Origin of the sequence: Shewanella sp. 5_MG-2023 (assembly GCF_030547465.1) — a bacterium.
Lineage (GTDB): Bacteria > Pseudomonadota > Gammaproteobacteria > Enterobacterales > Shewanellaceae > Shewanella.
In genome coordinates this window covers 38468-61089 of sequence record NZ_JAUORC010000008.1, presented here as the reverse complement: position 1 = coordinate 61089, position 22622 = coordinate 38468, and the positions used below count along the sequence as shown (strand labels likewise).

General features: G+C 42.2%; 20 protein-coding genes. 6 read left to right on the top strand and 14 right to left on the bottom strand.

From position 1 onward, the window contains the following. Nucleotides 1-139 precede the first annotated feature (139 nt). The gene (locus Q4557_RS06220) at nucleotides 140-610 is read left to right on the top strand and encodes a hypothetical protein (RefSeq protein ID WP_102475976.1); all 471 of its coding nucleotides are present in this window, start codon (nucleotides 140-142) and stop codon (nucleotides 608-610) included. 109 nt (nucleotides 611-719) lie between these two features. On the opposite strand, the gene Q4557_RS06215 is transcribed toward Q4557_RS06220, so the two are convergent. The 3 genes from Q4557_RS06215 to Q4557_RS06205 all read right to left on the bottom strand — a co-directional run bounded on the left by Q4557_RS06215 (nucleotide 720) and on the right by Q4557_RS06205 (nucleotide 5025). Next, nucleotides 720-2498 carry a flotillin family protein gene (locus Q4557_RS06215; RefSeq protein ID WP_303411418.1) on the bottom strand — a complete coding sequence of 593 codons (1779 nt, stop codon included), beginning with the start codon at nucleotides 2496-2498 and terminating at the stop codon, nucleotides 720-722. Between the two features lie 88 nt (nucleotides 2499-2586). Beyond that, complete coding sequence (locus Q4557_RS06210; protein ID WP_102475978.1) at nucleotides 2587-3231, bottom strand: OB-fold-containig protein; 645 nt, start codon at nucleotides 3229-3231, stop codon at nucleotides 2587-2589. Between the two features lie 261 nt (nucleotides 3232-3492). After that, nucleotides 3493-5025: a DUF3612 domain-containing protein gene (locus Q4557_RS06205; RefSeq protein WP_102475979.1), complete on the bottom strand. Its 1533-nt coding sequence runs from the start codon at nucleotides 5023-5025 to the stop codon at nucleotides 3493-3495. A gap of 202 nt (nucleotides 5026-5227) precedes the next feature. On the opposite strand from Q4557_RS06205, the gene Q4557_RS06200 reads away from it, so the two are divergent. Next, nucleotides 5228-5740: a malate synthase gene (locus Q4557_RS06200; protein ID WP_241901072.1), complete on the top strand. Its 513-nt coding sequence runs from the start codon at nucleotides 5228-5230 to the stop codon at nucleotides 5738-5740. 173 nt (nucleotides 5741-5913) lie between these two features. On the opposite strand, the gene Q4557_RS06195 is transcribed toward Q4557_RS06200, so the two are convergent. The 5 genes from Q4557_RS06195 to Q4557_RS06175 all read right to left on the bottom strand — a co-directional run bounded on the left by Q4557_RS06195 (nucleotide 5914) and on the right by Q4557_RS06175 (nucleotide 11301). Continuing rightward, entirely contained in the window at nucleotides 5914-6330 is a 417-nt protein-coding gene (locus Q4557_RS06195) for a MarR family winged helix-turn-helix transcriptional regulator (protein ID WP_102439355.1), read from the bottom strand. Further along, complete coding sequence (gene dmeF, locus Q4557_RS06190) at nucleotides 6330-7328, bottom strand: CDF family Co(II)/Ni(II) efflux transporter DmeF (RefSeq protein WP_303411409.1); 999 nt, start codon at nucleotides 7326-7328, stop codon at nucleotides 6330-6332. The genes Q4557_RS06195 and dmeF overlap by 1 nt, the downstream gene beginning before the upstream one ends. A 191-nt stretch (nucleotides 7329-7519) precedes the next feature. Beyond that, on the bottom strand, nucleotides 7520-9094 hold the full coding sequence (gene ccoG, locus Q4557_RS06185) for a cytochrome c oxidase accessory protein CcoG (protein WP_303411407.1): 1575 nt from the start codon (nucleotides 9092-9094) through the stop codon (nucleotides 7520-7522). A 226-nt stretch (nucleotides 9095-9320) separates the two neighbouring features. Next, nucleotides 9321-10901 (bottom strand): sigma-54-dependent Fis family transcriptional regulator, encoded by a 1581-nt coding sequence (locus Q4557_RS06180; protein WP_303411405.1) that lies wholly within the window; start codon nucleotides 10899-10901, stop codon nucleotides 9321-9323. Nucleotides 10902-11178: 277 nt separating this feature from the next. After that, nucleotides 11179-11301 (bottom strand): hypothetical protein, encoded by a 123-nt coding sequence (locus tag Q4557_RS06175; RefSeq protein ID WP_277869096.1) that lies wholly within the window; start codon nucleotides 11299-11301, stop codon nucleotides 11179-11181. Between Q4557_RS06175 and Q4557_RS06170 the strand changes: the two genes are divergently transcribed. After that, a complete protein-coding gene (locus Q4557_RS06170) occupies nucleotides 11243-12142 on the top strand; it encodes a YeiH family protein (protein WP_303411533.1) in 900 nt (299 codons plus the stop codon). The two genes, Q4557_RS06175 and Q4557_RS06170, sit on opposite strands and share 59 nt — an antisense overlap. Nucleotides 12143-12181: 39 nt before the next feature. On the opposite strand, the gene Q4557_RS06165 is transcribed toward Q4557_RS06170, so the two are convergent. The 3 genes from Q4557_RS06165 to Q4557_RS06155 form a co-directional block, all read right to left on the bottom strand. Further along, entirely contained in the window at nucleotides 12182-12400 is a 219-nt protein-coding gene (locus tag Q4557_RS06165; RefSeq protein ID WP_102439350.1) for a hypothetical protein, read from the bottom strand. Between the two features lie 92 nt (nucleotides 12401-12492). Further along, nucleotides 12493-13134, bottom strand: coding sequence for a paraquat-inducible protein A (locus Q4557_RS06160; protein ID WP_102520420.1), 642 nt, complete (start codon nucleotides 13132-13134; stop codon nucleotides 12493-12495). Between the two features lie 32 nt (nucleotides 13135-13166). Beyond that, nucleotides 13167-14345, bottom strand: coding sequence for an HD-GYP domain-containing protein (locus Q4557_RS06155; RefSeq protein WP_102530642.1), 1179 nt, complete (start codon nucleotides 14343-14345; stop codon nucleotides 13167-13169). A 401-nt stretch (nucleotides 14346-14746) separates the two neighbouring features. Between Q4557_RS06155 and Q4557_RS06150 the strand changes: the two genes are divergently transcribed. Further along, the gene (locus Q4557_RS06150; RefSeq protein ID WP_102439440.1) at nucleotides 14747-16048 is read left to right on the top strand and encodes an isochorismate synthase MenF; all 1302 of its coding nucleotides are present in this window, start codon (nucleotides 14747-14749) and stop codon (nucleotides 16046-16048) included. 116 nt (nucleotides 16049-16164) lie between these two features. On the opposite strand, the gene Q4557_RS06145 is transcribed toward Q4557_RS06150, so the two are convergent. Further along, nucleotides 16165-16620: a hypothetical protein gene (locus tag Q4557_RS06145; protein ID WP_303411400.1), complete on the bottom strand. Its 456-nt coding sequence runs from the start codon at nucleotides 16618-16620 to the stop codon at nucleotides 16165-16167. A gap of 432 nt (nucleotides 16621-17052) precedes the next feature. Between Q4557_RS06145 and Q4557_RS06140 the strand changes: the two genes are divergently transcribed. Then, nucleotides 17053-17718 (top strand): 7-cyano-7-deazaguanine/7-aminomethyl-7-deazaguanine transporter, encoded by a 666-nt coding sequence (locus Q4557_RS06140; protein WP_102475983.1) that lies wholly within the window; start codon nucleotides 17053-17055, stop codon nucleotides 17716-17718. A 179-nt stretch (nucleotides 17719-17897) separates the two neighbouring features. Next, on the top strand, nucleotides 17898-18356 hold the full coding sequence (locus tag Q4557_RS06135; protein WP_102475984.1) for a GNAT family N-acetyltransferase: 459 nt from the start codon (nucleotides 17898-17900) through the stop codon (nucleotides 18354-18356). Nucleotides 18357-18757: 401 nt separating this feature from the next. Here the strand turns inward: Q4557_RS06135 and Q4557_RS06130 are convergent, their stop codons facing one another. Then, a complete protein-coding gene (locus tag Q4557_RS06130) occupies nucleotides 18758-20899 on the bottom strand; it encodes a cache domain-containing protein (protein ID WP_303411397.1) in 2142 nt (713 codons plus the stop codon). A 3-nt stretch (nucleotides 20900-20902) separates the two neighbouring features. After that, nucleotides 20903-22285: a sigma-54 dependent transcriptional regulator gene (locus Q4557_RS06125; RefSeq protein ID WP_102439343.1), complete on the bottom strand. Its 1383-nt coding sequence runs from the start codon at nucleotides 22283-22285 to the stop codon at nucleotides 20903-20905. Nucleotides 22286-22622 lie beyond the last annotated feature (337 nt).

The window sequence follows — 22622 nt, the reverse complement described above, 5'->3', positions numbered from 1 at the left end:
TTATCTATTACGCTAAGCTAACTACCAACAAAATACTGAATTATAATGGAATAATATAAAAAGCTATTTTAGATGAGTACGGCTCAGTTGCCAGTTGATTACTCTTCATAACAATAATAAAAGTAAGGACACATAGAACATGTACCAGAATAAACAAGCTATCGCATTAGGAACTCTAGTATTTATGACCTTCACAGGGGTCATCATATTGATCTTAGCCTTGTGGGCTTGGCCAAAATACAACGTCTACAAAATGGAACTCAATGGACAGGCAGCGTTAAAAGAAGCCCAATGGTCAAAACAGATCCTTATTGAAGAATCCAAAGCCAGAGAACAAGCAGCTTTAATGCAAGCTAAAGCGAGAGTCACACTTGCCGAAGCAGAAGGTAAGGCCCTAATTGTTCGAGCAAAATCTGAGGGCGCAGCTGATATCGAACTTGCCAAGGCTGCAGCAGAAGCCAACAAGATCATTGGTGAATCATTAAAAGATAATGAAGCTTACTTACGTTATATCTGGATAAAAGGCTTACAAGACGGCAGTGGCGAGCGGATTTATATTCCTACCGAAGCGGGAATGCCAATTTTAGAAGCTGGCAAAGCTGGAAGCTAAATAATTTGCTGTAATTTCAGTGTTCAATATACTCAAGAGAAAACAAAAAAGAGGATTATTAATCCTCTTTTTTAGGTTTAGATGCTAGCCCAAGTCTGAGCTAGTACAGTTAATTAGCCTTCGGCGCTAAAGCCTCTGAATTTTTACTACCATTTGCTGTTACTGGAGGCATATTACTTTGCTTAATTGCGCTGCGAGTTGCATCAGTTAAGAAGTTTTCACCACTCACTAAGTCATTTAACGTGCCAGATTTTGAGTCTACCAACCCAAGCTCTTGCAGCATTGAGTCTACCAGTGGTGCATTGGCACGATAATTAAGCGCTGCCGAGGTAATTTGCTCCGCCATACCTGACGTTCCTGTTGCTACGCTAGCATCGTTACCAGGCCCAGCACCATGGTAGCCTTGAAGAATCTTAATACCATCTATATTTTCTAAAGGTTTAACGGCATTAGCCACGATTTCAGGCAGCACTTTTAATATCGCGAGGGCTTTTTGCAGCTCAATTTGCTCATCTTTCAAGGTGTTTTCAGCTTCATACAAAGCTTGTTTACCAGCAGCTTCTACAGCAAACACTTTTTCATCTGCTTCTGCTCGCAGTTTCTTTGAATCTGAATCTGCTCTTGCTTCAGTTAATATCGCAATGGCTCTATCTTCAGCAGCTTGTTTCTCTGCCGCAGCTTGAACTGTCACCCCGACAGCTTCTCGCTCAGCTTCTTTCTTAGCGTCAATCACTTCAATTTCTTTACGACGGTTTGCTTCAGCAACCTGTCTTGCAGTAATAACCGCTTCTTCTTTTTCCACTTTGTCTTTTTCAGCACCTGCAGCTTTGGTTCTTGCTGCTGACTCTTCTTCTGACTTCACTGCGACAGCAATTTGCTTATCTTGTTCAGACACTTCAATGTCGCGCTGTTGTTGAATTTGCGCCTGAGCAAGAGCCCTTTTCTTATCAATTTGACGAGTTTCAATGTCTTTTGATTTCTCAATTTCAGCGGCTTCAATGGCTTGTTCTTTTGCAATTTCAGCTTCACGCTCTTCACGCTCATTACTCTCACGGGTTTTGGCAATTTCAGCTTTTTGATCCGCACGTTTAAAAGCAATTATTTGCTCTTGGTTTAGGCGTGCTTCCTCTTCTTCTTTTTTTATTTCTAGAGATTGGCGCTCAGCTTCTAAGTTTCTGCGCTGGATTTTTACGCGGTTTTCTTGTTCAATATCATTGGTTTCTTTACGTTTTTCTTCAATAATTTTAGCCAGTCTTGCGCGGCCTTCAGCATCAAAGGCATTATTTTCATTAAAGAATTGCAGGTCAGTTTGGTCAAATCCTGTTAGTGATACTGACTCCAGTTCTAAACCATTTTTCTCTAGATCATTAGCAACACTTTGTTGTACTTTTTGCACAAAATCAGTTCGTTGTTCATGCATTTCGGTCATGGTCATTTCAGCAGCAACGGCGCGTAGTACATCAACGAATTTGGACTCCATTAGCTTCTTAAGCTCTTCCACACGCATGGTTCTTGTACCCAGCGTTTGCGCTGCCATAGAAATGCCTTCTTGGCTTGGGGCCACACGCAAATAAAAATCTGCTTTAACGTCCACTCGCATTCTGTCTTTGGTGATCAACGCATCTTTTTGGGTTTTCTCGACTTCAATACGTAAGGTATTCATATTGACTGGAATGGTTTCATGCAACACAGGTAGGCAAATAGTACCGCCGTCTTTTACGACTTTTTCGCCACCAAAACCGGTACGTACAAAGGCAATTTCTTTTGAGGCGCGAATGTATAATTTAGCGAAGATTAATCCGATGGTGATAAAAGCAAGGACTGCTATACCGGCCATGATTAAGATAAACATGGTATTTGAACTTGAAGATATTTCTAGGGCGTCCATTTCTATTCCTTTAATAATTACAAATGATGGTTCTATCCGTGATTTAATTTTTGAAGCTTATTGATATTTCAGTGTTGAAACTTATTGCTTAAAACGGCTCAAGCCTAGCGACTAGCCAAATACTGCCAGACTTACGTAGCAATACGACCTGTTCATTTTGACTAAAGCTTTCTTCTGCGAATTCTGGCGCCACCATCACATAATGTTTCTGAGAATGTTGATCTACCAGTACCGCTTCTGCAGGACTATTTAGTTTGGCGGTGCCGACTGTAATTTTGGCTGACAGACCACTAAAACTGTCTGTAGATACCGCTAGTGACTCATTTTTAGGGAGAATTCTTGCCAAAGGTCGCCCAAGTATTGAGGTACTAAAAAGACTCGCGATCAGCACTATAGGCGTACTGATTATTGGGGAGGTTAAGTGGCCAGCATAAACGTAGCTCAAGAAATTTAAACTGTAGCCTAGGAGCGTAAAGCTGGTTAACAACAGCACTAACCAAATAAGTAATGGCAACTTATTAAGGCAAAGCCAACCCAGTAACGGCGTTAACCCTGTTTGAGCAACATCAATGCCTGCATCAAAATCTAAATCGATTGGGGATATGTGATCTAACAGGCTGGAAATACTGAAACCAATGACTAAGCCAACTCCCTCTAAAACAGCTAGGGTCAGCACTAAAGTCAATGCTATCGCATAGGGTGTATTGGCATTGATTAATAAAAATTCGAGCATAACTGTATTCCTTTACAGCAAACACCAAGCATCTAAATAGCGAATAGATGGTGTTAAATGAGGGTTTAAAGTCGTTTTGCATTAAAACGCTATTAACTCTCCAAAATTCAAGGTTAACAACAATATCAGAACAAAAGTATCAGAACAAAAGTATTTGTAAACAGTCACCTAATTGATTTATCACTCAAGTGAATCTGCAAGTGCTAGCTAAAGCGGTCAAATTGCCCTTTGCAGAGAATTTGACGCCTATTAACAACAGCGCTAGCTTTCTTCACACAAGGCTTTACCCGCAGCGTAGCAGCTTGGCTGGCGTGGACACACGGCGCCGCGAGAGCAAATCACCCGAGCATCATTGTCTATGCCGCGCTCAATCCAATTGATATTCAGAATTTTAGCCACACTGGTTAAATCAGCTTTGATGTGTTTTGGAATGGCCACCAAACCGCCATTATCAACACAGGCTTTCTTTAAATCGGCGGTAATGGATTTTGCATCCTTGCCTTGGGCTTCAATGGCAGGGTTGAGATCAATGCCCGCACATAGCACATGTGGATTGCCTGCAGAATCATCAACTTTGATTGATTCGCAACAGTAAATTCGCGGCTCGTTACCGACATTTAAAATCGAGATCTGCGCCGAGGTGCCATCAGTGCTAGGTTCATTAATTTTTCTAAACACTGCCCAGTGATGACATGGATCTTCAACAATGCGCATATTGCCCCACGGCAGTGGAATACCATTGCCACGATAAACCGCTTTTAGCTTTCCTGGCGCATAGGCATCAAAGTAATGCCAGTGTGGATAAGGTGACACTACCGTCATGCGGCGCATTGCCACTGATGCTGACACTTGCAGTTGTTTATGTACCGCAATTTCATAGCCATGACGGTCGAGTAATTGTCTAAATGGCACCTTGGGACATAATAAAGCGCCAGCAAAAAAGCTCGATTCAAAATCACGCCATGCATGCAAAATATCTTGAGCATTAAGGGTATTTGATTGCATTGAGCTGTCATCATCAATTTCTACCCGACGCCCTGAGGTCATCACACTTTTAAGGCCATCTTTATTGTGTAAAACACAATGGCCAATATGCACCGCCAAGTCATATTTTAATCGCGGTACATTGGCTTTCAGGGCTTTATTAATATAAATCGTCGCTGGCGGCTCAAAAAATGAGGTGGTTAATCGGGCTGAACTTGCGCCAGTTTCATCGATCACTTCTGTGGGGATTTCATCAATCCACTTGATTTTAAGCCCCATACTTTTAGCGATATTAAGCATTTCTTCAGCCGCTAGAGGCAGTTGTTTTTTACCAATATCTTCAGCGGCTCGTTCTAAATCTGGGAAGTGATTTTGATGATGCTCTTGATGGGCGCGAATAAGTAACTGGGCAAATTGCCTGCCTGATGTACCTGTTTGCGATAACATTTCTGGAATGGCAATTTGCAATATATCATTTGAAAACAAGAAACTAGGCTCAAGCGGCATGCCGCTAACACCGCCATGACGGCCTTTTTCAGGGGTGATTGACTGCTCTTCTGGCATGTCATCTAAAAACCATTCCACATCTTTTTGAAACACGGTTGCGATCACGGCCAGCATTCCTGCACTGGGGACACGTTTACCGCGCTCTATCATCGAAAGGTACGACACTGACGGCGCCGAACTGGAATCCACTCGAATACATCGAGCGGATAAATCTTCCATGGTCAGGTGATTGCGTTTACGTAAATTACGAATCTTAGTGCCAAGGAAATGTGACTTTCTCATCAAGCTTTGATCATTGCGCATTTTGTAAAATTCACAGTGTAAAATTTTTATTGTGAAATTGTAGTGAAAAATACACTAGACTACAAATTAAGCAATCGGGAAACAGTGTTTGTTTTAACAAAACCCGTTTAAGCCAGTAAATGTTAAACCAGTACGCAGGGCATTAATTGCTGAAAACAACCAGCAAGTGCCGACATCAAACGAAGAGGATAAGGTTATGATTATGACTACTATGAACCACAACACAGCCGCTCACGACCTTAACAGCTTCATTGAAGAACAAATTGTGGCCACCAGCACTAATGCAGATAAAATCACCAACGCGAAAATATTTTTAGATAATAACTTTCCATTGGCTAGCGGGACTCATGCCGATGTAAGTAGCTACGTGATTTACTACACTCATCTGCTAGCATTTATGAAAGATGGCAGCCAATGTGGATTGCAAAATCCTTGTCAATTTGTGGCGTTAACTGGTCATAAAAGCGACCCAACATCTATCGTGTTAAAAAATAACGATACCCATGTTGAAGTGAGCTTTGACCGAAACGGTGAACTGGGTGCTAACGACCCAGCGCATATTGAAGATATTCAAGTGGCACTGCCGATTAAGAATTTACCGACACCTTACAAGCAATGGGTAAGCATGCTGCATTCACGTTGTTTACCAACTGAAGGTAACTGCAAAGTGTTTACCGCCAAAGATGGCAGTGACTACGCTATGCATCAGCGTTAATTGTTACTCTCTATATCGCTTAAGATAGCAAAAATAGCCCATTAAAAAAGTCCAAGCTGTATTCATACAGCTTGGACTTTTTTATTGCTGGCATTTGTACTAAAACTAAACTCAAGCTTTAAGCCAGATTCAAGCCACACCGAGTTTAGAGCTATGCCAGAGTTAAGTAAACCCTAAAACTCTTGGTTCATCTTTGCTAAGCAGCTTTGTAAAACCTGTAGATGTTCTGGGTCGATATTGCGGCTCAAGTCAGCCACTAAATCTAAATGTAATTGATTATGCTGGCGATGAATCACTTGCCCGGCTTCTGTTAACACCACCACTATCGAACGTCTATCATCGGGGTGAGCGCAGCGTTCAATTAGCTGAGCTTGGACTAATTTATCCACCTGAACAGTTAAGGTGCCAGTGGTTATCGCCAGCTTTTGCGCCAACTCCTTCATGCGTAAAGGACCATGATTGCCCAACACTTCAATGGTATGGGTTTGCGCCAGTGAATAGCCGGTTTCTTTTACCACCGATTGCTCCCAAGAAGCCATCTTGTCGTAAAATTCAGTTAGTAAGTGATTTAGGTTTTGTAGATTTTTCATTATTTAACAGGATGAACCTCAAGGGTGAGATGGTTAATTTTATCAAAATTCGCCAATAATTGTTTGTATTCAGCAATGCTTTTATCAACATGAGACTCAAGAATGATAGCCGCCGAGTAATGATCGCCACTGATTTTCCATATATGCATATCTTTGATGCTGGCAAAGGGCTGTAATGCTTGTGTTATCGCCTGACGATAATGCTGATCAATATTTTCATCCAGTAACACTGGGCTAGTTTGCTTTAATAGCCCTAAGGTCCACTTACAAATCACCACAGCGCCCACCATACCCATTACCGCATCAAGCCAGTTCCAGCCATAAAACTTACCAAAAATAAGCGCCACAATAGCCAGTACTGAGGTCAATGCATCGGCTAACACATGTAAATATGCCGCCCTTAAGTTGTGATCGTGATGCAGCTTATGTTGGTGATCATGCTGATGTTCTGCTTGCGCGGTTTCATCGCGGGAATGGTTATGTGAGTGCTGATGTGAATGATGATGTGAGTGGCTATCGGAATGAGCATGCCCGTGGGAATGATCATGGCCATGATGATGATCGCCAAGCAAGAACATGCTGACAACATTTACCGCCAAACCAATAAAGGCCACCATAATCGCTTCATTAAATTGAATATTTTGCGGGTTAAACAGACGGTGAATCGACTCTGCCATCATCAATAACGCCACTACCCCAAGCACTATCGCGCTGGTGTAACCACCTAATACACTGACCTTGCCAGTACCAAAGGAAAATTTATCACTGCCAGCATGTTTTCTAGCATAGCGATAAGTAAATAAGGTGATACAAAACGCCGCAGCATGTGTGCCCATGTGCCAACCATCGGCTAGTAATGCCATTGAACCGTACATCGTACCGGCGACAATTTCTACCACCATAGCGGTAACGGTTAAGATCAACACATACAAGGTGCGCTTCTCACCTGTATTGTGCAACGAATTAAATTGATGATGATGTTGATTTAAAAATTTCAAAAGCCACCTTTGTTTGCCTATTGCTTGCCTATTGTTTGATAGTCAAACTATATTTAGCAATAGTATTTTGACTGCCAAACTAAGTCAATTAATTACTACGCCAATTGCTTACTAGGTCAAATTAGTGAAAAAATGGATAAGCTAGCACTGTAGATTATCCATTTTTATATCAGCCGACGTCAGTGCTGATACTAGGGCCTAAAAAAACGTGATTCTTGCGATACTTGATTCAATTGAGCTGAAGTCACCATGCCTTTTGGGGTAACTTCAGTAATAACAAACTCGAGATGATCAAATGACTTTGAAGCATTGTTTGCTTCATCCATAGACGCTGAACTCTGGCTAACGATTGTATTTGGATTGATGATAACGGTGCGCCTCACCGTTAGTGGATACTCTAACTGCTCGGCAGCCTTAATCATCACTAAAGTGTCATTAGGGATCTCAAATTGTGATTGTGATTGTGATTGTGATTGTGATTGTGATTGTGATTGTGAATCATCAGTAGCGATAACACTTATCCTGTAAACAGCAGCTTGTTGGGTTTTATTCCTAATTTTTAATAGATAGCTATTCTCTGTCACCGTGTCACTGATTTCACGGTACAGACTTTGGCGATCGCGAATCACATTAAGTTGAATATCGCTGCGCTGATATATATCCATCACAATCAGTAACAACATAATGATTAACGCACTGGCGTACCCCACTGCTTTAACTGACCATATAGAAGGCTTAGCTTCACCTTTCAAAGCGTTTTCGCTAGTGAAACTAATGAGATTTTGTTGATAACCAAACTTATCCATTGTTTGATTACACGCATCGACACAAGCACCGCAGTTAATACAATCATATTGCAAACCATTACGGATATCGATGCCTGTTGGGCAAACATCAACACAAAGATGGCAATCAACGCAATCACCTAGAGCCGATTCTATAGACTTCTCAGCATTGTTAATGACAACTGCTTGTTCGCTTTTGTTGATACGTTTGCGCGGGCCACGAGTTTCCCCACGCATCGCATCGTAGCTTACTGTTTTAGTATTAGAGTCAAACATCACCGCTTGAAAGCGTGAATATGGGCAGCAGTGTAAGCACATCATTTCGCGCATCCAGCCTGCATTAATATAGGTACATATGGCGAAGAACCACACCCACACTCCGGTCCAAAAACCACTGCTTAAGGTAAATATATCGATATAAAGTGCTCTTGCAGGCATAAAGTAGCCCATGAAACCACAACCTGTTACCAATGCCGTTAACATCCACAGACTGTGCTTGGTGAATCTTTTACGTATTTTAGCAATAGATAAAGGCGCTTTATCTAAAGCTGACCTATGATGGTGATTGCCTTCAACTTTAGCCTCTAGCCACATAAACATCGCCGTCCATGCGGTTTGCGGACATAGAAACCCACACCACACTCGTCCCCAATAAACGGTAATGAAAAATAAGCCAAAGGCCGCGGCCATGAATACCCATGCCAGAACGGTAAAATCTTGTGGCCATAAGGTGACATCAAAAAAGAAGAATTGCTGCTTAGTCACATCAAACAGTATTGCCTGACGCCCTTGATAATTAATGAATGGCAGTAAAAAGAACACCATGATCAGCAGGCTATTGCTACTTTTACGAATACGTTGAAATAGTCCTTTTTGCTCACGAACATGTATTTTATCTAAGTGGCTTTTATTACCATAAATATTAACGATTGGGATTGATTGACTTGCCGTAGTGACAGCACGAGATACAGGCTCAGACATATGCTTATTCCTAAATTCAAAATACTCTTAGGAATAGCAAGACATACGCCAACACTGAAATATGATTAAACCACTGATTAATATAGTTAAAAACCCGTCACCACATGAAGAAAGTCACGATATATCGCCTATTGATGATATATCGTGACTTATGACAGTTTTACTATGGTCGATTTAAGGCAAACGATGATCACTATTTCATTCATCTAGCACCTTACCTAGCACCCTACCTAGTAATAGACAGTTTCTTCATTCGAGATCGAAGCGTGCTAGGTGGTAAGCCTAATAGGTTGGCGGCGCCATTAACTCCAGATATTCGCCATTGGGTTTGGGCTAACACATCACCAATATGCGCCGCCTCCGCCTGTGCTAATGTCATCACCTGCTTTGCTTGCGAAGTTAATCCGCTATTCGCTGTTACCTTACTCGTGTTTAGCGGGTTGAGGTTGAGACTATTAAAATCCAAGGTGTCGTTTTGTGTGAGAATAATCTCGCGTTCAATTAAGTTCTGCAATTCCCTGACATTACCCGGCCAAGTATAGTGCTGTAACTTTTTGAATCCTTTAGCACTCACCTTAGTGATTTTCTTACCCAGCTTTTGGCTTAATGAGCCCACCAAATCGCTCACCAATTCAGCTAAATCTTCACTGCGATCACGCAGTGGCGGTACTAAAATAGGAAATACATTCAAGCGGTAATAGAGATCCATTCGAAACAAACCTTGCTCCACTCTAGCTTGCAGATCATGATGAGTTGCTGCGATTAGCCGAATATTGACCTTAATGGATTCACTGCTGCCCACACGCTCAAAGGTTTGCTCTTGAATCACACGTAATAATTTTGATTGAGCCTCAAGGCTGAGCTCTGCTATTTCATCAAGAAATAAGGTGCCGTTATGTGCCAGCTCAAAACGGCCTTTGCGGCGACTTGTAGCGCCAGTAAAAGCGCCTTTTTCATGACCAAATAGTTCACTTTCCAAAATCGATGCCGAAAATGCGGCACAATTAACGCTGACCATAGGCTGGTCTTTACGATGACTTAATTGATGTAGACTACGGGCCACCAGCTCTTTACCTGTGCCATTTTCACCACAAATAAGCACCGTACTGTCAGTATTGGCCACCAAACTAATCTGTTGTGTCAGGTGCTTAATGGCCTGACTACTTCCTGATAAACCTGTAGCCCCCTGCTTACCTTGAAGTTCAGTAAGTAAATACTGATTCTCAGATGCTAATCGCTCTGAAAGCGCCTGCACTTGTGCCAGAGCCTCTCGTAATGAATTTTCGGTATGCTTTTGAATACTGACATCACGAAATATCGCGATAACCCCAATCAATACACCATGGTCGTATACCGGAGTCGAGCTGTAATACACCGGAAAACAGCTGCCGTCTTTTCGCCAAAACACATCTTCACTGACTTGTCTTGCCACCCCATCGTGCAAAGTACGATATATCGGGCAATCTTCTCGAGGATAATGGCGACCATCAGCATGACTATGGTGATGACAATCATGAATATTATTACCAATCAGTTCTTCACTTTTCCAGCCAGTCATTTTCTCGGCGGCAGGATTGATAAAAACGGCATTACCATCAAGGTCAAAGCCATACACACCCTCAGTTATAGCCGAAAGTAATAAGGTGTTTTCTGGTAAAAAGTGACTGCTTTTTATATCAGGACTCACATTCTGGCCAATACTCGAGCTGGTACTGGAGCTAATACTGGAGTTAATACTCGAGCTGGTACTGGAGCTAGGGCTAACACTAGCATGAGCACTGACATTAACGGAGTGGGGTTTATTCATAATAAGCGCGATACCAACAATATCGTAAAGAGTGGTTGTAATTATAACCAAGTCACGACATTTCGCGACCCCTACTTATCATTCACGATGATGAGTTATAACAGTGGATGAATAACAAAGAATTTATCAGCCAATTGCTCATTCATGTCGATTTATCGTTATTCAATACTGGATATATCGCGCGGTGAAATGAGTTTACATGCGCAAACTTCTCATGTTCACCATTAATTGTCTGAGTTTTATCGTCCATAAGCACTGATCTTGCTACAATAAGTCATCAGTATTGTGAGTTACTTTCAATGACAGCAGCTATTTCAGCACGATTCAAACTAGGGTTATTCATCGCCATAGGCATAATCTGCTTAACGCCTTTTATCTCTTCTCCTATCGCTTTGCTCATGGGGTTTACACTTGCCAGCCTTGGCATGGTGCCAAATAACATTGATTTAAATAAGCTCACCAAACAATTGCTGGCCTATTCAATCGTCGGCCTAGGCTTTGGGATTAACTTACCTGAAGCGATTGTGGCCAGTAGCAATAACCTAGGGTTAATCGTTGGCTCTATCTTTTTCACACTGATTCTGGGTTATGGCTTAACGCGATTATTGAAACTAGAACAAAAGACCGGTCACTTGATCAGTTGTGGCACCGCAATCTGCGGAGGTAGCGCTATTGCGGCAGTCGCGCCTGCTATTAATGCTAAGAACGATCAAATTGCGGTTTCACTGGCATGTATTTTCCTACTCAACTCTGCTGCATTATTTTTATTTCCCACCATTGGCCATGCGTTATCACTTAGCCAATATGATTTTGGTGTTTGGAGTGCGATTGCCATTCACGATACTTCATCTGTGGTTGGCGCCGCCTCTGCTTATGGTGATGAAGCCCTTAAAACCGCCACTACCATTAAACTGGCTAGAGCGCTTTGGATCATTCCTATCGCGTTATTGAGTGCAATAATTTTTGACGGTGATAAATCAAAAATATCTATCCCGTATTTTATTGGCTTTTATTGCTTAGCCATTCTTATTGCTTACTTTATTCCACAAGGCCAGCCCGTTTATAACGTGCTGTTTAGCGTATCCAAGCAGTTGCTTATTGTGTGTTTGTTTTTAATTGGCGCTGGTATCACGGTCAGTAAAATGCGCGCTAATGGGCCAAAACCGTTAATGTTGGGGATCATATTATGGCTGGCGATTGGCAGTACATCACTTGGGTATATTTTATTGACGGGAGATTAACTTGAGTAGCTGTTGCGGCAATGTCTGCGCGAAATGCTGTTAAAGGTCTTGTTGGTTATTCTGCTGCTTAATAACCTCTGACTGTTCTTGCTGAATATCAGGTTTAGCTAACGCCAGTGCAATCAGGCCACTAAATGCTAGTAGCTCAATCACAGCGCGGGTTAAACCCGTTGTTTGCACCGAGGCAACAATGGCAATAATGCACAGGCAAACTATCGCGCAGGCTTTAATGATTTTTGAATTTAGCAGCCGAAACATAATAATGAGATAACAACCTTTCTGAATATGAAAGGTTATTATCGGAACTGTCCGTTTAAGCCGCCAATATCTATTTTTACTATGTTATACAATTAACGCGACGGTTTACTGGTATGACGCTTGTTAACGCTACTGGCCATTAACCAATGACTGGCAATTGAAAACACACAATAAGCACTAAAATAATAAAAGCCTATTTCAAAGTGGGCAGTGGTTGTCAATAGTTCGCCCATACCGGCAGAAGCATTGCCCGCCATATAAACTATGATTAGCGCCACCACAAATACATCTGCCATTGACCACTTTCCAATCGCACCAATGAATCTCATTAATCCATATTGCAACGGCTTAAATATTGGCAGATTGACCATCAACATAGTCAGCAACTTAATCGCCGGAAAAACGATACTGAATAAACCCACTAATGCTGCAACTAAAATATTATTGGATTGATATAACTCATTGACGGTATCAACAATACTGCGGGTTTTATAAAAAACCTCTACCTCTCCTTCAATATTATCAAAGCCGAGCATACTCACCGCCATATCCAGCATACTGCGGGCATTACTGCGGTTATCTTCAGATAAGCTTTCGGTAAACATGGTCACGCCGGCTTCAACTAACTCCGACTTTTCGATGGAGCCTTGGATGGTCAAAATGGGTTGAGTCACCCCGGGAATTAATAGCGCCAGCGACAGGATTATCACAACAATGCTCAGTAGCGACTTCATCTACAACTCCATGGTATTGAGATTGGTATTGGCTAATAAAAAGGGCTTGGGTCCACAGCTAATGACCGTGGAGATACACCGCGGTCAATATTGAGGTTACATTTGCGTAAATCAACTAAGGTAACTTCGGTATAGCGCTGATGCTTTTGTGAATAAAAGCATTTTACCACTGGATGTAACGCATCTCTGCCTGCTGACTCCCATACAATACCCACACGTTCATCAGACAGTTGCACTAATGAGCCCACAGGGTAAATGCCCACACAGCGGATAAATTCGTACACCAATGTTTGATCAAGATGGAACGGGGTCAAACTCATTAGAATTTTAAATGCTGCAGCTGGGCTCATGGCTTCTTTGTAGCAGCGGGTTGCAGTAAGTGCATCATAAATATCAACAATACAACTCATGCGCCCATGTTGCGGGATTTCATCGCCTTTAAGGCCTTTGGGGTAACCTTTGCCATCAAGCTTTTCATGGTGCATCAAACACACATCTTTACTCACCTGAGATATCTCTTGGGTATCACTCATGATGTCGATGGCATACACCTGATGCATCTTGATAAGTTCAAACTCTTCTGCCGTTAATTTACCTGGCTTGTTGAGTATTTTGTTATCCACTTGCACCTTGCCAATATCATGCAAGATCCCACCCACAGCAAGCTCTTTAAGCAGTGATGCATCAAGACCTAGGTGCTTACCAAAGGTCACTAGCAAAAATGCCACGTTAACTGAATGCTCAAGCAAATAAGCGTCTTTGGTTCTTAATGCTGACACACACCTAAGTGCATCGGCATCATCCATCACCGACTCGAGCATTTTGTCGGCAACATCTTCAAATGGTGCCACCTCGACAGCCTTGCCTTGGTAGGTTTCAGACAATACTTTACGCACTAATGTTTTTGCTTCAGTGAGGATTTTTTTAGCTTGAGTTTGTTTATATTCTCGGGTGTTGGTTATCTTTTTTACCAGTGGGGAATTGGGCTTTTTCTTTAAACCGCAGCCATCAGCTGAACGCTCAACATCAACCCATACGGTTTTAATACCGGCTTTGGCAAGCTTTACCATGGCGTCTTTATGCTTGATCTGCCCAGCATTACTGATGGCCACTTTGCTATCATTGCGATCAATCGCCACCACAAACATACCCAGACTTAAGCGCTCTACCGGGATACGGATTATGTCTTGGGACTCAGGTAATACCGTCATTGATGGGGAACTCTCCTAAAAACCTTAATATCATGTAAATAATTGCTAACATGTTGAGTTTTATGTGCCCGACATGTAATTATTTAAAATGCATTTTATCCTTTTTAAGCAAAATTAACTAAAATAAATATAGCAAAGTGTAAGCTCATGTAAAAATAACGAAGCCAATGATAAGTAAGTTTAAAAAGTGCCTAGTAACTAATGATATAAGTCATTATGATCACAGCATCGAAGCCTGAAGATTGACAGTTTTTGAACCCTTAACTAACTTAAGGCATAATTCATATAAATCCTTTTACGCTTTTTCATTTCAATTATTTGAGATATTGACTCTGGAGTCTGCATTGGCTGGCCATATTTTTTTTGAGCACTTTAACGAGTTAATCAAAAAGTTACACGCTATGAAGTTGGCTCACGTCAAAGAGCCGATTGTGCAGGTCTCAGTAGAAGCCAAATCCTTGCCGTTATTATCTTGGCTAGGGGCGCAAACTCAATATCCTCGCATATATTGGCATGCCCGTGACAAACAAGAAGAAGTGGCCGCTGTAGGCGCCTGCAAAGACTTCAAGCAAGAACAAGAAATTAATGACGAGCTACTGGCATCGATTTACCAATCCCAGCGTGGAAAAAGCAGTAATCAAGATATTCGCTACTACGGCGGCGTCGCCTTTGACCGCACCGTAGAATGCTGGCCTGAATTTGGCCGCACTCGCTTTGTGCTGCCTCGCATAGAACTGCGCCGTCATGACAACATCATCAAAATTTTAGTAAATTTAAATTTTGAAGATAATAGTCAAGATGATGAGTGTAATGCGGCCATTGAAGCCATCAATCAGCTCAAACCAGCCAAACCATTGTCACCACCTAATAAACTGCCTTTAATGGGCCGCAGTGACTTGCCAAATTACCCACGCTGGAAAGAATTGGTTGAGCAAGTGACTAACCCTAAATTTAATGCCACCACCCCTAAAGTGGTGCTATCGCGCCAAACTCAGTTAGAAATTAATGATGTGGTCGATCCTTGGATGGTATTAGCCTGCTGGCAAGGGCGCAACCCCAACAGCTTTCAATTTGGGTTTCAATTTAGCCCTGAGCGCACCTTTATTTCATGCTCGCCTGAGCGTTTATACTTACGCCGCCAAAAAGAGTTATTTACCGAAGCCCTTGCCGGAACGACTGTGCGTGGTTTAAACCAAGAAGAAGATGATTTTCTTGCCAATCAGCTACTAGAAGACAGTAAAAACAGCAATGAAAACCAACTGGTTAGGCAGCAAATTGTTGATGTACTCACGCCATTAAGCCATTACGTTGGTGCGGATGAGTCTGCCAAAATTTTTAAATTAACTCATATTCAGCACTTACACCGCTCTATTCGCGCTGAATTAAAAGCCGGTGTTAATGACTTTCAATTACTTCAAGGTTTACACCCAACCCCTGCCGTGGGCGGGTTACCGCGAGAATCAGCATTAAACTTTATCCGTCAACGTGAAGGCTATAATCGCGGCTGGTATGCGGGCGCATGTGGTTATTTAAATAAGTACGAGAGTGAGTTTTCTGTGGCCATTCGCTGCGCCTTAATTGAACCAGGGCGAATTAATCTGTTTGCTGGCGCGGGGATTGTTGCCGGTTCAGATCCACTGGCTGAATGGCAAGAATTAGAAAATAAACTCACCACTATTTTATCCATTTTGGTTGAGTTATAAGCTTTAACATTACCAAAATAGACAAAAACCCCAGTGCGTCACTGGAATTTTTACTATTAAGGTAATCATTTCAATACTTTGTTTTCGCTATAAAAATAACGCTAAAACATGAATGATTAAAATTTATAGCCCACTGATATCATAGCGGCAGGATCTGTTTTAGTATCGCCATGATCTCCAAAAGAGCCACCTTCATCTTCACGGCGTAGACCTGCGCTAACACCGAATTGCCAACCACTTTGAGCAAAGCCACTGGGATAATACTCATAGTTGATGACTGCGAAACCATCTTCACTGGTTAGCGCTTCGCTTCCTAAACTTAATCCAAATGAGTGTGACTGACTCTCATCAACAAAATACTGATAGCCCAAAGCACCACCGACTAATCCTAATGCCGCCGAGAAAACATGACTGTCATGTTGAAAATGATACCGAGCCCCTAAAACGCCACCATATTGGTATCCAGCCCCCACAGTAAAACTCGAGGGCGAAGCAACGTATTCCGCCTGGACTGTACTACTAGTGAGTAATGCAAAGCTGCTAGTGAGTAATACAAATAAAATTTTTACCATTCAAAGTTCCCTTTATAATTAATAAGCACTTCATGCACTTACGCTGGATAGTATCTCTGTTTGTCACTAAAAATCAATTTCAAATTAACGCTTCGCTAATTTAGCTGAAACGCAAACCGATAGCCGTACAACAAAAGTGCTTTTTCGCTTATATGAATAATCATAAAATACCGCGTTACGAGCATCAATATTGGCCATTAAATTGATTATTGATAGAACTAACCAGAGTATTATTATCAAAATCGGTCAAAAAATGTCGCGCGATGGTTGCATCTTATTTTTTGCTCACTATAATGCGTCCTCCTTGGCGAAAATGACACCACTCAATAAACTCTTTGAGCAAGTTAAAGTCAGCTAAAATATATAATCAGCAACGCCAAGTACATATACGGGTTCCCTCACCCCGTCTAACCCAATAAAAAAGGCCATAACATGTTAATGCTCTCTCAGGCGCAATGTCGCCGTGCACTGATGTTTCTTGTCAGTTTTCATATCATCATTATTTGCGCAAGCAACTATTTGGTACAACTCCCGTTTCAGATTTTTGGTTATCACACCACTTGGGGGGCGTTTAGCTTTCCCTTTGTCTATTTAGCCACAGATTTAACCGTCAGAATATTTGGCCAACAAGCGGCTCGCAGTATTATTTTCAAAGCCATGTTACCTGCATTGGTGATCTCCTATGTCATGGGGGTGATTTTCCATCAAGGGGTTTTCCAAGGCGCTGATTCATTAGCCCAGTGGAATCAATTTGTGTTCCGTATCGCACTTGCCAGCTTTGTGGCTTACTTAGTCGGACAGTTAATGGATATCACTGTATTTGCTAAATTGCGTAAAGCTAAAGCCTGGTGGGTAGCCCCTGCCGCATCGACTCTATTTGGTAACTTGGTTGATACTGTCGTGTTTTTCAGTATTGCATTTTACGCCTCTTCAGACCCATTTATGGCAAATCACTGGCCTGAAATAGCCACTGTCGATTACGCCTTTAAACTTATGGTTAGCTTAGGGTTATTTTTACCTGCATATGGGGTATTACTGAAAGTGCTCACCGATAGGTTGGTTTTATCTGATACAACCCGCACCTCGACTGCGCTCTAATGTTACTAAATCACCGCGAGTCACTGCTGACAAAGCACACTTTCTAGTGAGTTTTTAAGCTATGCCGCATTATTAACTGGTACGATGAGTTAATATGCGGCCATATTTTTGCTGTTGTCAGCTCAATATCAGCCGTTCTGATATTGAGGCGGCATGGCCCAACCAAAAGTAAACCTTACATGCTAACTATCCAAATTGAAGCTCATACTGAGCTAAGTGCTGAGGTGGCTATTCATATTGCCGCTATCAGTGCCCGCATTAACGAACTCGATCGCGCTCAAACTGTCGAATCATTACATAGCAAATTAGACAATCAAGCTTGTTTGATTTTATTAGCTTATGTTGAAGGTGAACTTGCTGGGTTTAAAATAGGATATCAGCTCGATAATCAGCGTTTTTACAGCTGGCTTGGCGGAGTTGATGCTGATTTCAGGCAACTTGGTTTAGCAAAATCTATGCTCGAGTACCAAGAAAAGTGGGCGACAGAGCAAGGTTATCAACGCCTTGAAGTTAAAACTCGCAACCAATTTAACGCCATGCTGACGATGTTGGTTACTAACCAATACCACATTACGCAGGTTGAATCAGCCACTGACTCGGCAGATAACAAGTTGTTTTTGCATAAAGAATTAGCTTAACAACCAAGATAGACAGTGTCGATTTGAACGATAAAAGTTAGTCGACTGCCCCAAAGAGCTTGCAGAGCATTTGTAAAGGGTTTGTAAAGTTGAAAATAATTTCACCAACAAGTTGCAAATCTAAATGATAATGATTACTATTTATCTGCGTTCCAAAACTCAGTTCTTATTAATAGCTTCATCTCCTATTAATACCCTCTGAGTCTGCAAGCACGACATTGCTCATACACTCTTAGTGGCCAGGCTCATCACCTGGCTTTTTTTTATCTGCGATTGACTCAATTACACTATTAATCCCAAACCAAGAAACTAACGCAGACTATCTAGTCGTCACTGCTTATAACAATCCATATTCAATGTCATATGCAACTAACGCTATAAGCAGCTAATACGATAAACAGCTAAGCGTCAGTATCTACGCGGCTATTATCTTCAAAATGCAGTCCATCATAGGGATTATTTTCCTGTTCTTCTTTCGCCTTATGATAAAGCCCGATAGTAAATACCGTACCTTTACCTAAGGTCGACTTCACCTCAATGGTGCCACCAATGCGCTTAATAATGCCGTAACTGAGCGATAAGCCTAAGCCTGTACCGTCTTTACGGGTAGTGTAAAAAGGGTCGAAGATACGGCTTAAGCGCTCAGGTTTAATCCCCATGCCTTCGTCTTCCACTTCAATTTTTACCCCGACAACCTCGTCATTTTCAAGCCAATCATTGGCTCTGACCCAAATTCGGCCTTTATTTTCAATGGCGTGGGCAGCGTTAACCACTAGGTTAATGAGCACTTGTAAGATTTGCGGCTGATTCACTTGTACCGTGCATTGGGTATTAATATCTTTGATGAGTTCGACTTCTTGCTTTTCAATCGAGTGCCTAACCAGTACTAACATTTCTTCGATCATCGGTTGCACTGGGTGCATTTCAAGCGGCGCATTAAACTCACCGGGGCGACTGTACTGCAACAAGCTGCGAATAATGGTGCTTATTCTACCTACCTGCTGAATAACCAGTTCAATTTCTTCTTCAACAGCAACAGCCTTACTGCCAAGCTCATACTTCATTAGTTCCATATTGCCTAAAATTACCGCGGTAGGATTATTAATTTCATGGGCAATACCGGCTGTAAGCTCCCCTAAGGCGGTTAACTTTTCATTGGTGACCAGTTGATGTCTTGTTTCATTTAGCAAGGCCACGTTACGTTGCAGCTCTTCGGTTTTATCTTGCAAGCTACGGGTACGTTGCTCCACTTTCACTTCAAGCTGCTCTGCCGCTAGCTGAATTTGGTTATTACGCCGCTGCAGTAAGTCCAGCATGTGGTCAAATTGCTTAGCCAAATTAGATAGCTCATTATCATGCTCTAATCCCAGCTCGCCGATACGTAAGTCTCGGCCTGACTGCACCGCTTTTACCACATGATGAATGCGCTCAATGGGCTCAAGTAAGCTATTAGCCCCTCGATAAACCAAGAAACCAGACACCAACAACACCAGCATTAAAATGGTGCCAAGCTCGAGGATATTGAGAATATAGGTGTGTATAAAAGGCGACTCAGAAAAACCTGAATAAATCATCCCAATACGTTTACCACGAATATCTTTAAGGGGGGAGTAGCCTGAAATAAACCAGTCATTTAATACAAAGGCACGGTCAACCCACGACTCCCCTTCAACCAAGACTCTCTGGCGCACATCTTCTGACACTAAGGTGCCTAATGCCCTCGATTGGCTCGCTGTTTCATGGGGCGAAAATAGATCCATAGGCACATTGGTACTAATGCGGGCATTATCAAGAAAAATAGTCACAGTACCAATTGAGCGCTCAGGCAAGGTGCCCTCGTCGTACACCAAGTCTCGAATATGATCGACTATAACCGTGTTGCGATTAAATAAAATCCCACCATCGAGATACCAATTCACTTGGCCATTTTCATTTAATATGGGCAATAAACTCCGGCTTAACATGCCACGTGTTTCTTCACTTTTGGTGGGCTCTTGCGCCCTTAAAGTAGCCGATATAGGAATGCGGGCGATACTGGCTAAACCGGGGGCGAGACGAGCCAAACGCTTGGCTGATAACACCATCAAACCAGACAAGGGTTGTTGCTGTTGGATTTTGGGTAACATTATCCGCAAATCGGGATCGGCCGCGGCTTGCTCAACTTTGATTAGCCTTAATATATCAAGTTGTAAAAACTGCTTTTGTTGTTCCAGGTATTGATTAATTTTGTCTATCTGGGATGAGTCGCCCTGCTTGATTTGCTGGAAGGCATTCTGAAAGTCCCATGATTGACTCACATTGAGCAATTGAATTTCTTGTTGTCGCTGAACCTCTTCAAGGGTATTGGTGGCCACAGTCAAATCAGCCTTAACCTTCATAAACAACTGTTTACCGGTATAACTGATATTCCAGTAAATGGTAATGAACACTAGGCTTATCAGGGTCAGTAAGATGGGCAGCAATGTCAGGATTAAAATCCGATAACGCACTTTGGCCTGCATTTGCTGCCAGCTGACTCCAAATATTTGACTAAATACCGACACGATTTACGCTTCCTTATCCGGTTCAGCATCAAACCATTCTTTATATTTTCGATCTAAGGTTTTTCGAGACACCCCTAAATCGCGGGCAGCCGCCGATTTATTGCCATTATTGGCATCGACAACACTCATGACGTGTTGTTTTTCCACTTCTTTTAGTGGCCAACTTAGTGGGTAACCGGCTTGAGTCATCGCTTCTGTTTCTGGCGCTTTTTTCCAATACTCTGCAGGCGGCTTACCCAATAAAATACAGCGCTCAATCATATTACGCAGTTCACGAATATTCCCTGGCCACTCATGTTGTTGCAGTACCTGTATATCTTCATGGCTCCAAATCACCTCTTTAACCCCTAACTCGCGGGCTAGTTGCCAAGTAAAATGATGGGTTAATTCAATCACATCCTCAGGACGTGTGCGTAAAGGAGGGATCAAGATATTGAGTACATTGAGTCGATAATATAAATCACTTCTGAAGTTACCAGCAGCTACCTCTTCTGATAACAAGCGGTTTGTTGCCGCCACCACTCTGACATCAATGGCGACTTCTTTTTCACTGCCCACGGGCCTGATAGATTTTTGCTCTAAAACCCTCAATAGTGCCGTTTGCATTTTCATTGGCATTTCACCAATTTCATCTAAGAAAATCGTTCCGCCTGACGCAAAACTAAATAAGCCTTCACGGGCGCCTTTCGCGCCAGTAAAGGCACCTGCTGTATGGCCAAAAAGTTCACTACTCAGCAACTCGGGGGCAATGGCGCCACAGTTAACTGGGACAAATGCGCCAGTACGGCCACTTAGCTGGTGTAATTGCCTTGCCACCAGCTCTTTACCAGTACCTGACTCACCTTCGATGAGCACCACGGCATTTGTTGGCGCAACGCGTTCAATGACTTGTTTCACTTCCATCATGGCATCGCTGTTGCCAATCATGGTGGTTGAGTGGCCAGTTGAAAGCTCACGACGAAGCATGAAGTTTTCACGCTTTAATAACCTTCGTTCAATACAACGGTCAACCGAAGTCATCATTTGCTCGAGATGAAACGGCTTCATAATGAAGTCTGAAGCGCCCGCTCTTAAGGCTTTAATCGCCACATCCATATCGGCATAGCCAGTCATAAAGATAATGTCCGATTGGCGGTCAGGTTCATTTAGCGCCTCATGCCAATCGATACCAGAGCGATCAGGCAAGCGAATATCGACAATTAATAAATCAAAATGGCCACGGCTACGCAGCTTTTCTGCCTCGCCAATGGTGGAGGCAGTTTCTACTAAAGCGAATTTTTTTGACAACGCCTTTTTAAGAAAGCTACGCATTCCAGGCTCATCATCCACAATCAATACCGAAACAGCAGTTGGTAACGATTTTTCGTTTGAGTCATTGGTGTTCATATGAGGGCCTACTTTGGACATTTTGACTATATTTAAGCTTATCGTATCACTAAAAATCTATTGCTGGGTCAGTTTGCCCACCAGAATTAGCTTACTGGGACAATATGTCTGTAAAAACATAATTCGCACGCGATCTAGATCACAATTTTAAATTTAGTCGTGATCCAAATTTTCAGAAACGCCCTTGGCATATTATTTGCTGTATCTATTTGTAACTAAGATAAGTTAATGTAAATGTTGTTTTTTTAACCATAAATATGATGTTTTAATGATTATCTCTTCAAGGAATTAAAAATGTTTAGTCTAAAATCAGCTTTAACGGCAACATTCAGTGTCG

What these genes read in the sequence shown, in the direction of transcription:
- Q4557_RS06220 (WP_102475976.1), top strand. Translation starts at nt 140, where the DNA reads ATGTACCAGAATAAACAAGCTATCGCATTAGGAACTCTAGTATTTATG.
- Q4557_RS06215 (WP_303411418.1), bottom strand. Translation starts at nt 2,498, where the DNA reads ATGGACGCCCTAGAAATATCTTCAAGTTCAAATACCATGTTTATCTTA.
- Q4557_RS06210 (WP_102475978.1), bottom strand. Translation starts at nt 3,231, where the DNA reads ATGCTCGAATTTTTATTAATCAATGCCAATACACCCTATGCGATAGCA.
- Q4557_RS06205 (WP_102475979.1), bottom strand. Translation starts at nt 5,025, where the DNA reads ATGCGCAATGATCAAAGCTTGATGAGAAAGTCACATTTCCTTGGCACT.
- Q4557_RS06200 (WP_241901072.1), top strand. Translation starts at nt 5,228, where the DNA reads ATGACTACTATGAACCACAACACAGCCGCTCACGACCTTAACAGCTTC.
- Q4557_RS06195 (WP_102439355.1), bottom strand. Translation starts at nt 6,330, where the DNA reads ATGAAAAATCTACAAAACCTAAATCACTTACTAACTGAATTTTACGAC.
- ccoG (WP_303411407.1), bottom strand. Translation starts at nt 9,094, where the DNA reads ATGTCTGAGCCTGTATCTCGTGCTGTCACTACGGCAAGTCAATCAATC.
- Q4557_RS06180 (WP_303411405.1), bottom strand. Translation starts at nt 10,901, where the DNA reads ATGAATAAACCCCACTCCGTTAATGTCAGTGCTCATGCTAGTGTTAGC.
- Q4557_RS06175 (WP_277869096.1), bottom strand. Translation starts at nt 11,301, where the DNA reads ATGAGCAAAGCGATAGGAGAAGAGATAAAAGGCGTTAAGCAGATTATG.
- Q4557_RS06165 (WP_102439350.1), bottom strand. Translation starts at nt 12,400, where the DNA reads ATGTTTCGGCTGCTAAATTCAAAAATCATTAAAGCCTGCGCGATAGTT.
- Q4557_RS06160 (WP_102520420.1), bottom strand. Translation starts at nt 13,134, where the DNA reads ATGAAGTCGCTACTGAGCATTGTTGTGATAATCCTGTCGCTGGCGCTA.
- Q4557_RS06155 (WP_102530642.1), bottom strand. Translation starts at nt 14,345, where the DNA reads ATGACGGTATTACCTGAGTCCCAAGACATAATCCGTATCCCGGTAGAG.
- Q4557_RS06150 (WP_102439440.1), top strand. Translation starts at nt 14,747, where the DNA reads ATGAAGTTGGCTCACGTCAAAGAGCCGATTGTGCAGGTCTCAGTAGAA.
- Q4557_RS06145 (WP_303411400.1), bottom strand. Translation starts at nt 16,620, where the DNA reads ATGGTAAAAATTTTATTTGTATTACTCACTAGCAGCTTTGCATTACTC.
- Q4557_RS06140 (WP_102475983.1), top strand. Translation starts at nt 17,053, where the DNA reads ATGTTAATGCTCTCTCAGGCGCAATGTCGCCGTGCACTGATGTTTCTT.
- Q4557_RS06135 (WP_102475984.1), top strand. Translation starts at nt 17,898, where the DNA reads ATGCTAACTATCCAAATTGAAGCTCATACTGAGCTAAGTGCTGAGGTG.
- Q4557_RS06125 (WP_102439343.1), bottom strand. Translation starts at nt 22,285, where the DNA reads ATGAACACCAATGACTCAAACGAAAAATCGTTACCAACTGCTGTTTCG.